The 12,855-nt window shown below is 43.3% G+C and carries 11 protein-coding genes; 9 read left to right on the forward strand and 2 right to left on the reverse strand.

Annotation, left to right across the window (positions count from 1 at the left end):
* Positions 1–6: 6 nt before the first annotated feature.
* The 9 genes from BEP19_RS13370 (at position 7) to srtB (ending at position 9,181) form a co-directional block, all read left to right on the forward strand.
* Positions 7–336: an antibiotic biosynthesis monooxygenase gene (locus tag BEP19_RS13370; RefSeq protein ID WP_120190413.1), complete on the forward strand. Its 330-nt coding sequence runs from the start codon at positions 7–9 to the stop codon at positions 334–336.
* Positions 337–349: 13 nt separating this feature from the next.
* Positions 350–1,300 (forward strand): ferrochelatase, encoded by a 951-nt coding sequence (gene hemH, locus BEP19_RS13375; protein ID WP_170145372.1) that lies wholly within the window; start codon positions 350–352, stop codon positions 1,298–1,300.
* Between the two features lie 87 nt (positions 1,301–1,387).
* On the forward strand, positions 1,388–2,062 hold the full coding sequence (gene isdC, locus BEP19_RS13380) for a heme uptake protein IsdC (protein ID WP_120190415.1): 675 nt from the start codon (positions 1,388–1,390) through the stop codon (positions 2,060–2,062).
* Between the two features lie 34 nt (positions 2,063–2,096).
* Entirely contained in the window at positions 2,097–4,841 is a 2,745-nt protein-coding gene (locus BEP19_RS13385; RefSeq protein WP_245983604.1) for an NEAT domain-containing protein, read from the forward strand.
* A 75-nt stretch (positions 4,842–4,916) separates the two neighbouring features.
* Positions 4,917–5,783, forward strand: coding sequence for a stalk domain-containing protein (locus BEP19_RS13390; RefSeq protein WP_120190417.1), 867 nt, complete (start codon positions 4,917–4,919; stop codon positions 5,781–5,783).
* A gap of 14 nt (positions 5,784–5,797) precedes the next feature.
* Positions 5,798–6,673: a heme ABC transporter substrate-binding protein IsdE gene (gene isdE, locus BEP19_RS13395; RefSeq protein WP_425452784.1), complete on the forward strand. Its 876-nt coding sequence runs from the start codon at positions 5,798–5,800 to the stop codon at positions 6,671–6,673.
* Positions 6,674–6,698: 25 nt separating this feature from the next.
* A complete protein-coding gene (locus BEP19_RS13400) occupies positions 6,699–7,676 on the forward strand; it encodes a FecCD family ABC transporter permease (RefSeq protein WP_120190418.1) in 978 nt (325 codons plus the stop codon).
* On the forward strand, positions 7,666–8,475 hold the full coding sequence (locus tag BEP19_RS13405; RefSeq protein WP_120190419.1) for an ABC transporter ATP-binding protein: 810 nt from the start codon (positions 7,666–7,668) through the stop codon (positions 8,473–8,475). Before BEP19_RS13400 ends, BEP19_RS13405 begins: the two co-directional genes overlap by 11 nt.
* Entirely contained in the window at positions 8,456–9,181 is a 726-nt protein-coding gene (srtB, locus tag BEP19_RS13410) for a class B sortase (protein ID WP_120190420.1), read from the forward strand. The genes BEP19_RS13405 and srtB overlap by 20 nt, the downstream gene beginning before the upstream one ends.
* Before the next feature lie 16 nt (positions 9,182–9,197).
* Here the strand turns inward: srtB and BEP19_RS13415 are convergent, their stop codons facing one another.
* Both BEP19_RS13415 and BEP19_RS13420 read right to left on the reverse strand, forming a co-directional pair.
* Positions 9,198–11,036 (reverse strand): ABC transporter ATP-binding protein, encoded by a 1,839-nt coding sequence (locus BEP19_RS13415; protein WP_120190421.1) that lies wholly within the window; start codon positions 11,034–11,036, stop codon positions 9,198–9,200.
* Positions 11,029–12,759 (reverse strand): ABC transporter ATP-binding protein, encoded by a 1,731-nt coding sequence (locus BEP19_RS13420; protein ID WP_120190422.1) that lies wholly within the window; start codon positions 12,757–12,759, stop codon positions 11,029–11,031. Before BEP19_RS13420 ends, BEP19_RS13415 begins: the two co-directional genes overlap by 8 nt.
* Positions 12,760–12,855: the final 96 nt, after the last annotated feature.

Below are 12,855 nucleotides of genomic sequence, written 5' to 3' on the forward strand. Positions count from 1 at the left end.
ATTAAGATGTTTGTAATTTCTAATACGTTGAAAATAAAAAAGGGTTTTGAAGATCAATTTCTGGCTCGGTTCGAAATGTTAGGAAAGATTGAAGAATCACCTGGGTTCCTCATGTTAAATGTGCTGAAAACGAGAATGGAAGAAGAGTACGATGAGTTTACAATTTGGACAAAATGGCAATCAAGAGAAGCCCATGATGAATGGTCTAAGTCAGAATCTTTCCGTAAATCTCATGGAGGCGGCCGTTCTGAATATATTCTTGATTTTAAACTCGGGTTCTATGACGTTGTGTTAGAGAAATTATCCGCGACCAAAGTTGTAAAAGATGTTAGCTAAAGGGGAAAACGCGATGATTGGAATCATTTTGATGTCATATGGCGGACCTGAGCGGATCGATCAGGTTGAATCTTTTTTCACACAACTTCTGCAAGGCAGAAAACCGTCCGCCGAACAGGTTGAAGCGCTAACAAATCAATTTCGATCGCTTGGGACCGTGGATCCATTGCGGATGTACACGGAACGTCAAGCGCATATGCTGCAACAAGTATTACACAGAAATGGCGTTGCGAATGTAAAGGTGTATTTCGCTTACAAAAATGGAACGCCATTTATTGGAGAAACCATTGGAAGAATGTTAAAGGATAAAGTGAGCCAGATTGTTACCCTGCCTTTGAACCCATTTTACTCAAAGACAGGGGTCGGTTCTTACCAACGGGAAGTGGAAACTGAGCTGGAAAAGGCGAAAGCATCCACTCCAGTTTTTCATATCGAACGATGGTATCAACATGAGGGTTATGAGGAAGTGATGGTTAGACGGGTAAGTGAAGCATTGCAATGGTTGCCCCAAACAAGTTCGAGTAAACGGGCAACCATCGTGTTTACAACACATAGTTTACCTGGTTCATCTGAACAGCATCAAGCGTACATAACTCAGTTATCAGAGTTAGCTCAACAAATCGCTAATAAATTGAATGTTCAAAATTGGCGAATGGCTTACCGCAGCGCAAGGCAAAAGCAAGGATGGCTAGGACCTGATATTAAGGATGTCATCTTTGAAGAAGCAACAAATGGACAAAATGGGCTTGTAGTTTGCGACCTTCTTTCTGTTTCAGAAAATGTAGAAGTGTTGCAAGAATTAAGAACGGAATGTCAAGAACACGCGAAAGATGCGGGGATTGAGTATGTCTGCGCCGATTTCCCCAATGATTCAGCCGATTTTATGTTTGCTTTGGCGGATATTGTTGAAGCCAAATTGAAATTAATAGGGAGCCTCAAGGACCCGCAAAAGGTTGGAAAATAGCTTCTAAATGTGGTGATGGCACGATTGCGTCACCACAATGTTTTTCATTAGGTGATAATGATAATCATTTATTTTTAGGAGGAAGAGATGAAGAAACAGTTGACTGTATTAATGGCGATAGCCTTTATTTTTGTATTTTCAACTGCATATGGCGCCAATGCAGCCAATTTAGCGGATGGAACGTACACGATTAATTATACGATGTTAAAAGCGGAAAATGATTCCGCGTCAATGGCTAACGATTACTTTATCAAGCCGGCCGATTTGATCGTGAAGAATGGCGAGTTGGAATTGAGAGTGAAGGTAAAACAGAGCAAGTGGGTCAAGGCGCTCTCCACAAATTCGAATGGCAGCTTTTCTCCAGTTAACGTGATCAGCGAAGATCAAGCGGCCAATACAAGAGTGGTTCAATATAAAGTGAAAGACTTAGCTCAGCCACTGGCTACTTCGATGCATATACTCATTCCAGAGCAAGATTATGATTCGAAATATACGATTCGCCAATCATTTCATCTAGATAGTTTACAGGCAGTGAATGTAGCAACGAAGGAACAAAGTCAGGCGAAGGAAAACTTGGTGACAGGCGCTCAAACACCAGTACAGCAAGGCTCCAACAACGTGGGGACGAAGTCAGGGGATGCTAACCCAGCTAACGTAGTCGACAACCCAAAAACGGGCGACGCTTCAAAGTTTGGCTTGCTTATGACTTTCTTTCTATCATCCTTGCTAGTTATTTATAAACTTAACGCGCGAAAACATTAATCTATACCGATCAAAGGAGATATAAAGGGTGAGAATGAAGACGAAAAAAGTAACATCGATCATGCTGCTTGCTGTTTTATTGTTTACGACAATGATACCAACCTTTCCATCTATATCGGCAATTGAGCCGGATTTGCGGGATGGTGAGTATACGATTGATTTTACATTCTTAAAGGATCAAACAGAAGAAGCTTCAGTTGTTAATGACTATGTTTATCAACCGGCTAACCTTGTCGTGGAAAACGGGCAAATCGCGGTAGAGATGGATTTAAAGGATCAAGGTTGGATCCAATCTTTTGAAGTAAAAAATAAGCAAGGGTTTGCCGCTGCGGAAATAATCCGTGAGGATCGTGACGCCCTTCGTTTTTATGTGGATGATTTAACGAAGAAACTGAATGTTCGTACACAGGTGCGCGTAACGGGTATTCCTGGTTTTGAGTATGACAATACATACAACGCGCAGATCGAATGGAATCTTGATCGTTTAACAGAAGTGAATGTGAGTGATCCAGAAGCTACGGAACCAGAAGAGGAAGATGAGGAATCTGAGGAACCAAACGTCTATGAGGATGGCGAATATACGATTCCGTTTCGGGCCTTACACGCAACCAAAGAAGCAGAATCTTCGATGAAGGACTGGTTGGTTAATCCGGCTAAGCTTGTCGTTAAAGATGGAAAGAATGAAGTATACATTACCGTTCAGGAAAAGCCAGGTCAGTATTTAACCGATATTCGACTGGAAAACAACGGCAAGATGGATTCTCAAGACATTATAAGTGTGGATGAAGCATCACTTCGACGTGTCATCAAGTTTGAAGTACCGAAACTTGGGACGATTAACGCTGAAGTAGATATGTTTGTAGAAAAGGCTAACTATCGAAACACGCAATCATTCAGAGTGGCTTTTGATACGGATGGGACCGAGCCGAGCGAGGATCCGACAGAACCTGAACAGCCGACGGGCGAACAGGTGGATGTGACTGTGTGGAAAGATCGAACGAATGAACGATCTTCACTAGATAGCAATATAAAAAAACCAGTCTATTCCGAGGTGAAAGACGGTAAGAACTATATCACATTAACGCTGACGGATAGTAGTTCGGTCAAAGGATTTAAAACGGAACAGGCGAATGGTGAATTTGTTGAAGCGAGAGTGTTAAGCGAAGATGTGGAAGAGAATACGAAAGTGATTCAATTTGTCGTTCCAGATCTAACGAAAAAAGTAAACGCAAAACTTCATGTGTATATTCCAGCGATTGATTACGATAACGAGTACACGGTTCAACTGGAATTCAACACATCAGGGAAACCTGAGGAACCGATAGAGCCAGAGGACCCAAAAGACCCGGGCGTAAAACCAGGTAATCCTGGAACTAACCCAGGTTCAGGAGGGGGCGGTGGACCAGTCGGCGCGAAACGGTCATCCATTAATTTAACGATTTTACAAGCGGGATCAGGGGACGTGTCTGTGATGAATGGATATGTTCAAAATCCAGCCACCTTAATCGAAGAAAAGGGAAAGAACTATATCGAACTTACTCTTAAAAGTAGTAACTGGATTCAAGCGTTTAAAACACAACAATCAGGCGGGTACGTTGATGCGACAGTAGTAAGCAACGATGGGGATCGACGGGTTGTTCGATTTGAAGTAGAGGATTTATCAAAAAAGTTAAATGCGACTACGCGGGTATATATCCCAGCTAGTGAGTTCCCAGGCGGTGTTGCTTATGATAACGAATATAGCGTTCAGATCGAATTTAATCGATTGGAAACAAATTCGCCTACGCCTCCAGGAGCAGGCGGGATGATCGATTCCAAAGCGAAAATCAGTGGGTCAAGCGGTGGGAAGTTTGAAGCGGATGGGTTGACGATCACGTTCCCAGCCGGTTCATTTTCGGGTGATTTCAACGTCACCGCGAAGAAAGTATCGGATGTAGATCAGCTTGCGTTACCTAAAAACATGAGTTATGTCAGTGATGTGCTAGAGATTGAAAAGGACCAGATGGGAGACTTCACAAAGCCGATGACGATGACGTTTGCCTTTGATCCTAATAAGGTAAATGATCAAGCGCAAAGATTAGGAATCTACTGGCTGAATGAAGAAACGAAGGAGTGGATCAAGCTTGACCAGATCAAAGTTGATCTCAAAAAAGGGGAAATTAGCGGTGAGATTGATCATTTCACAAAATTCGCGGTATTAGCGGTTGACGCGTCAAAAGAAGAAGTTGAATTGGAAGTAGAAGCGGAGGAAGAGGAAGAGATCTTCTTTACGGATGTGAACGGCCATTGGGCGAAACAATCCATCTATACGCTTGCTGAACAGGGCGCGTTAAAGGGATATCCCGACGGTCGTTTTAAACCAAACTATTCAATTACAAGAGCGGAGTTTACGACAGCTTTAGTCAAGGCGATGGGGCTCGATGTGATTCAAGGAACAAAGTTCATTGACACGAAAGATCATTGGGCGAATGACTATATTATGACAGCTGAAGTGCACGGCATTGTTAATGGGTACAATGAGAACTATTTTGGCCCGAATGATTCCGTGACACGTGAGCAGATGGCGCAGATGATCGTATGGGCAAAGCAAATCAAGTCTACCGAAGGTCATGCAATCTCGTTCCAGGATGCGCATCAGATTGCTAGTTGGGCGCATGATGCAGTGAATAAGGTAGTTGCTGAAGGGATTATGAGCGGCTACCCAAATCAAACATTTCAACCAAAAGGACAAGCAACGAGAGCAGAAGCAGCAACGGTAATTGTAAAGGCATTACATTAACAAAAATAAGAGGATGGTTCGCGAACAAGGCCATCCTCTCTACCATTTTTAATACAGTACAAGGGGAGATTATTTATGATAAAAAAGCTAAATCCGATTCATGCATCGCTCTTAGCGGGTGTGCTTTGTATCCTGTGCTTTATGACATCCCATGTAAAGGCTATCACGCAACTGGCCAACGGAAGTTATTCGATTCAATTAAAAGCATTAAAAGAGAACAGCTCGGAAGAATCACGTGTTCAACAATCGATTGAACCGAACGGAGAACTGAAGGTAAAAGACGGGAAGGCAGTAGCGTCGATCACGATGAAGGACAGCTCAGATATTACCCATTTTAAAGTGGAACAGCAAGGCGCAATGAGAGATGTGAAAGTCATTGAATCAAATGCGGAAAATAATACACGCGTGGTGGAATTTGAAGTGACGGATATTACCCAACCAGTTAAAGCGTGGGTAGATATCTACATTGAGCTGCCCGGATTAACATATGACCAAGATTACACCATTCAATTAAAATTTGATCCGAATAGTTTACGAAAGATAGCCTCTTCAGCAGCGACAGAGGGGACCTCGATGAATCTATTGCTTTATCTATTTAATAAAGAGGCCTTTTCAAACGGTGTCGCTTTTCAACTATCGGAAGCTCCGTATTTAAAAAATGACTATACGATGGTTCCTGCCAGATTTATTAGTGAAAATTTAGGGGCGCAAGTAACGTGGGATGATCAGAGCAAAGTCGTTTCGATTGAGCGCGATCATCACATGATTCAGATGAAAAACGGGAGCTCGCAGGTTACGGTTAACGGGACTGTAGTTACAGTGGACACAGCCATAGAGATTAAAAATGGGTCCACATTTGTTCCTCTCCGTTTTATAGCAGAACAACTGGGAGCGGAAGTGAAATGGGATGCGAATCAAAAGAGTATTGCGATCGTCAGGTAAGAACGATGTTAAAAATAAAGCGTAAAACGCTTGCGCTAAGTATTCCTTTATTGCTTGGATTGATGATCGGTTGTTCATCTGAACAACCAGCGGCCCCGACTGCGGTAGACGGCGCCGATGAACATCGGATTGTATCGACAACAGTTGCTTTCACGGAGATCATGGATGTGTTGGAGTTGGATCTCGTTGGGATTCCGACGAGCTCTAAGCCGCTGCCGCCAAGATACGATGGGATTACGGAGGTCGGTTTTGTAAAAAATCCTGATTTAGAAGTAATCAAGTGGTTAAAACCTACCGAAGTCTTGTCCGTCTCTACGCTAGAATATGATTTAAAGCCAATTTTTGGAAGCGCGGATATCAACGCAAATTTCTTAAATTTAGATCGAGTTGAAAATATGCAACAGACGATCAGAACAATGGGAGAGAAGTATGATCGTCCGCAACAAGCGGCTGATCTGGCGCAGAAAATTGATCAAAAGATCGGTGAGATTGAAAAACGAATTGAAGGAAAAGAGAAACCAACGGTCTTGATATTACTAGGGATCCCCGGCAGTTATTTAGCAGCGACAGAACATTCATATTTGGGTGATTTGGCTCGCTTATGCGGTGGAATCAACATCTTAGCAGAGCAAGCAGTCGAATATGTGGCCCCGAATACCGAATATTTGCAAGAGAAAAACCCTGACATTATTTTAAGAGCGGCCCACGGGATGCCAGAACAAGTGGTAGAGATGTTTGAACAAGAATTTAAAGAAAATGATATTTGGAAGCATTTTGACGCAGTGAAACATGACCGTGTGTATGATTTAGAAGAAGAAATATTTGGGACAACAGGCAGTCTGGAGGTCATCAAGGCGCTGGATGAAATGATGAACCTGTTATATCCGTAAACAACTAAACAAAGGGCGTTACAACATGAAAAGAGGATTTTGGAGTTTTTTCATTGTAATTATTTTAACGATTATTGTGTTTGTCTCTTCTGCCGCTTCTGGTAGTTTAGAAGTTACGGTGGGGGAATTGGTCAAAGGGCTGATCACGGGAGATAACGAAAAGGTGAATATCATCAAAGATCTACGATTTCCACGGTTAATTGTAGCTTTGGTGACTGGGGCAGCGTTAGCGGTGTCAGGTGTACTCTTGCAAGCGGTTATGAAGAATCCACTGGCTGAAGCTGGGATCATTGGGATTTCAGCCGGGGGAAGATTTTTATTTCTACTTGTGATGGGATTTTTCCCTCAACTGTTTTTTTGGACCCCTCTGTTTGCGTTTCTAGGTGGGGCGCTGGCCTGCTTTTTAGTATTTAGTCTTTCCTGGAAGTCAGGATTGAGCCCGTTACGCATTATTTTGGTAGGGATTGCGGTTAATGCGACCTTTACTGGCTTGAATCAATCGTTTATTTATTTTGTTGGTTCTTCAAGTATGACGCATGCGACTGTCTCAAATTTTGCGATGAAAACGTGGGGTGAGGCCCAGGTGATGATGGTCTATGGTTTAGTCGGTTTAACCATATCTTTATTTTTGGCCACGTGGTGCAATCTGTTATCCCTTGAGGATAAAACAGCAAAAAACTTAGGGTTCAATGTTACCGTCATTCGATTGTTGATTTCGGCTGTGGCCGTGCTGCTAGCGGCAGTTACCGCAGCCATTGCTGGGGTGATTGCCTTTGTCGGCTTGCTGATCCCGCATATCGGTCGGATTCTTGTTGGAACCGATCACAAGGCGCTAATTCCGTTCTCGGCTTTGTCAGGGGCTCTTTTAATCTTATTGGCGGATACGATTGGAAGACTGATTCTTCCGCCGAATGACATTCCAGCATCGGTGATGATAATGGTAATTGGCGGGCCGTTTTTGATATTCTTGCTTAGAAGGAGTGAGCGTTTTCATGGAAATTAAAGAGATTAGCTTTTCATATGATGGCAAAACTCCGTTATTAGAGATGGTTAGCGGTCAGATTCATACCGGTAAAATTACGACGATTATTGGGCCGAATGGGAGTGGAAAGTCGACATTACTTGGGATTATGTCAAGAAACTACTTGCCGAATGCGGGAGAGGTGGTCTTAGACGGAAAGGCGATTTACCACTATAAAGCAAAGCATTTGGCAAAGAAAATCGCGGTTGTTCATCAACAAAATGAAGCGCCGATGGATATGACCGTTGAGAAATTAGTTGGCTTTGGACGATTGCCTCATCAACGGTTTCTCGCTCAACCGAGTGAAGCGGATGAACGGGCAATTGAGTGGGCGTTAGCGTGTACCAAGTTAACCGAAAAACGCCATCATCGCCTACAAGCATTGTCTGGGGGAGAGCGACAAAGGGTTTGGATTGCAATGTCTCTCGCTCAACGCGCGCCGATGCTCTTTTTGGATGAACCGACCACCTATTTAGATATCTATTATCAGTTGGAGATCTTGGAATTAATTAAGCGTCTTAATCAGGAGCAAGGATTGACCATCGTGATGGTATTGCATGATATGAATCAAGCCATTCGGTATAGCGATCAGATTATGATTATGAAAGAGGGTCACATCGTGGCGAATGGCAACGCGGATGAGGTCATGACAGTGAGTCGCATTAAACAAATATACGGGGTGGATGTCGTCGTGCAAACGGACCCAAAGCATGGTTTATACGTCGTTCCGCTAGGAATTGAGGAGGCTGAAGAACAGGGAAATGAAGCGACGGTTATCTAAGTTAATTCTGCTCATTTCGTTCGCCGTTGCTTGTGTTTCTCTCTTTAAGTTAACGGACCTGTATGCGGAGGATGTTCGCAATCAGCAAACGATCCGCGAAGCGAACGGGCTCTATTCGCCTACTGCCGAGCAGACGGGAGTCGAGGCGAAGTTTGCCGCATTACGCAAGATCAATCAGGATGTAGTGGGGTGGTTACAGATCGATTCAATCAAGGTAAGTTACCCCGTCGCGCAGGCGGAGGACAATGATTATTATTTGAACCGAAATTGGAAGGGGGAGGAAAGTCGAGCGGGAAGCATCTTTATCGATTATCGAAATGATTTAGCGCTGGAACCAGAACATATTATATTATATGGGCATCGAATGAATGATGGATCCATGTTCGGTCAATTGAAACGTTATTTAGACGAAGACTTCTTTAAGGAAAATAGATCGTTTGACTTTGAAACACAAGCTCAAGATTATCGCGCGGAGATATTCTCCGTATATGTGACGACAACGGATGATTATTATATCCAGACCGATTTTGATCGGCAACAAGCGTATGAATCGTTTTTGCGGATGATCCAGGGGCGATCTCACTTTACAACTGATACGATCGTGACGGAACAAGATCAGATCCTGACCCTATCTACGTGTGATTACACGTTAGATCCGGAGGAGGGAAGATTGGTTGTTCACGCAAAAATAAAGAAGCGAGTGTAGGGTAATGACGGTTGCCCTACACTCGCTTTTCTGATGTTTGGCTCAGAAATAAGTCAGCGTAAAATCCTTGTTGTTCTTGTAATTGTTGATGATTGCCTCGTTCAATGATTCTTCCGTGATTTAGGACAAGAATCTGATCGGCCTGCTGGATTGTATTCAAACGGTGGGCAATAATAAAGCACGTTCTCCCTTCCATTAGTTGCTGTAAGGCGCGTTGGATATGGATTTCTGATACGGTATCAATATTACTCGTCGCTTCATCTAGAAGGAGGATGGACGGATTGCTTAACAGCGCGCGGGCGATCGAAAGTAACTGTCGTTGACCTTGACTAATCCCGCCACCATCCTGATCTAACATAAACTCATATTGACCTGGCAGCTTCATAATAAACTCGTGCGCAAAAGCTCGCTTAGCCGCTTCTACCACATCCTTGTCACTGGACTCAAAATTTCCGTACCGAATATTATCGCGAATCGTCCCGTGAAAAAGATACGCGTCCTGTAGCACAAAGCCCATTTGTTGAAGGAGGCTGTGGCGTTTAACTTTTGTAATATCGGTTCCATCAATGAGTATGGCTCCCCGTTCAAGCGGATAAAAGCGGGCGAGCAACTGAATTAGCGTTGTTTTTCCCGCGCCGGTTGGACCGACAAGGGCGATTGTCTGACCTGGCGATGCTTTAAACGAAACATCTACAAGCGTTTGAGCCCCTTTTTCATAGGAAAAAGAGACGTTTTTAAATTCAATTTTCCCTTCCATTTTTTCTATTGTCATCGCATCTAATTCGTCACGTTCCTCTTTTTCATCCATGATTTCAAAGACACGTTCGGCACCGGCAATGGCTGATAGGAACAGATTAAACTGATTAGCTAATTCGTTCAGTGGTCGCGTAAATTGTCTTGCATATTCGGCGAATACAACGATGACTCCGACGGTTACGGCATTGCCTAGTAAGGCAAGAATACCACCGACCCCAGCAATGACAGAAAAGTTGAGGTGATTAAGAAAACCCATAACCTTTGGAATAAACCCTGTATAGGTTTGAGCCCAAAATGCTGTTCCTTTTAAGTCTGCGCTCTGTTCATGAAATTGACGAATCACACGTTTTTCTTGTGAGAATGTCCGCACGATCTGTTGGCCGGAAATGGTTTCCTCAATAAACCCGTTAAGTTCCCCTAATACCCGTTGCTGATCTTTAAATAGTTTTCTCGTTCGTCTTGTAATCCATCTGATACTAAGAACCATGATGGGAATTGTAATCATTGTAACAAGTGTCAACAACGGACTCAGATAAAGCATGACCGCGACCGCGCCGATGAGAGTGAGAAGGCTCGATAGGATTTGGATCAATGACTGACTTAAAGTCGCGCTAACCAGCTCGATATCATTGGTGACCCGACTCATTAATTCGCCATGCTGCCGGTGGTCGAAGTAAGAAACCCTCAAGCGATGCAAATGATTAAATAAATCAGCGCGCATCCGAAAAATGGCATGATGCGCAACATGGATCATTGTATAGTTTTGCAAAAAGAGGGAGATGGAATAAACAAGATAGACTGCGGATAGTTGAATCAGTAGCCCAAGCAGACCGACAGTCTGTTTCGTCATGATATACTCATCGATCGCCCGACCTACCAAAAAAGGGCCTAACAAACTGAAACCTACGCTGAGAATAACCATGCATAGGGCGAATAGTAAGCGGACTTTATAAGCAAGCAAATAAGAAAAAATTCGAGCTAACGTTTTCGAACGATTTGAAGTTTGTTGATTGCCTTTCACTGTTCGGGCTGAGTTCTTTATATCGTGTCGATTGATTATCTTTTTATATTGAAAAGGGGTACGCAATTGATTAAACATAATGAACCCCCTCTTTTTTAGACTGTGACTGAAAAATCTGCTGATAGAGCGCGCTATGTTCCAATAGTTCTGCGTGGCTGCCTTTGGCGACAATCCGCCCTTCATTCATAATAAAGATTTGGTCCGCGGTTAATGCTGTGTTTATTTTCTGCGTAATGATCAACGTCGAGCATGCGTATTTTTCTAACGCTTGAAATAAGCGGTTCTCAGTCTGCGCATCAAGCGCGCTGGAGCAATCATCTAATAACAGAATACGCGGCTGTCGAATGAAGGCCCTTGCGATGGAAAGGCGTTGTTTTTGGCCACCGGATAGATTCACTCCTTTTTGTCCGATAATCGTATCGAACTGGTTCGGCAAGGAGGCGATAAAAGAATAAATTTGAGCGTCCTTGGCCGCTGCGATGACTTCTTCTAACGTCGCATCTTCCTTTCCCCACGTTATATTTTCAAAAATGGACCCTGAAAATAAATAGGGAACTTGCCCGACATATCCAATCTGTTGGCGTAACTCGTCTACCTTGATATCGTGTAGATCACGCTTATCTATTAAAATGGTTCCTTCTGAAACATCGTATAAACGTGGGATTAATTGAAACAAAGTAGATTTTCCTGATCCCGTTGCGCCAAGAATTACAACCCTTTCCCCTTGATTCACATGGAAGGAAAGTTGATGTAACACTTCTTTGTCTGAATGGGGGTATGTAAAAGATACATTCTCGAATTTAATTTCCCCTTTTATTGAAAGTGGTATTGACGTTGTGTTGCCTAGCGCAATGTCGTTGGTTGGTTCACGCAATATTTCGGAGATTCGATTTGCCGAAGCCTTGGAACGGGTGAACATAGAGACAATCATTGTGAAAACGGGTAGCGTGGCTGTAATACGCGTCGCATAGTTTATAATAGCGACCACATCCCCTTCTTTCATCGCGCCCATCAATATGTGGTTGTTTCCAAACCAAAGAATAAGAACAATACTCAGGTTCATAAGTAATAAGGATAGCGGCATGATGACTTCCATAAAGCGCAAAACCGTAATGGTTTGTTGTCGTAAGTTTTCGCTCGCTGTTGTAAAGAGGCCCGATTCGTACGATTCCGTATTGAAAGCTCGAATCAAGCGTATGCGCATTAAACTTTCTCTTACCGTACTGTTTACGCGATCAAGCATGGTTTGTACTTCTCGAAAAAGCTTTCCGCCTGTTTTCACCATTAAAAGAATCAGAACGATTAAGATTGGAACGGTTCCCAAAAGGATAAATCCCATTTTTGCATTTACAAGTAATGACATCACAACCCCGCCAACGATAATTAAAGGGGCGCGCAACATAATTCGTAGCCCCATGAAAATGGCTTGCTGGGTTTGCGTTACATCATTTGTCATTCGGGTGATCAGTGACGAAGCGGGCAGACGGTGAAATGTCTCTAATGAAAAGTTAGTTATTTTCTCAAATAAACGTTTCCGGATGTCGTAGCCATAACTTTGACTTACATGCGCAGAGTAAAACGAACTTGTCATTCCAGCGGCAAAAGCAAGAAATGAAACCCCGAGCATGATACTTCCCCAACTCAGAACCGCTTGAAGATTACGGGGCAAAATCCCTTCATCAATGATCTTTGCCATAAATAGCGGCTGCGTGAGTTCAACCGTAAGCTCTACGAAGGTTAGTAAAATCGCTACCCCCATAGCTACGCGGTATGGTTTTAAATAAGAGAGTACCAATTTCATACGACTCCCCCTCCGATTAGGATGATCGTAACTGCTGTCAAACTCTTTCGAATAACATCGACTTGCGCGTGATGTCTAGAACTTGCGTTAGCCAAC

Origin of the sequence: Ammoniphilus oxalaticus, assembly GCF_003609605.1 — a bacterium.
Taxonomy (GTDB): Bacteria; Bacillota; Bacilli; order Aneurinibacillales; family RAOX-1; genus Ammoniphilus; species Ammoniphilus oxalaticus.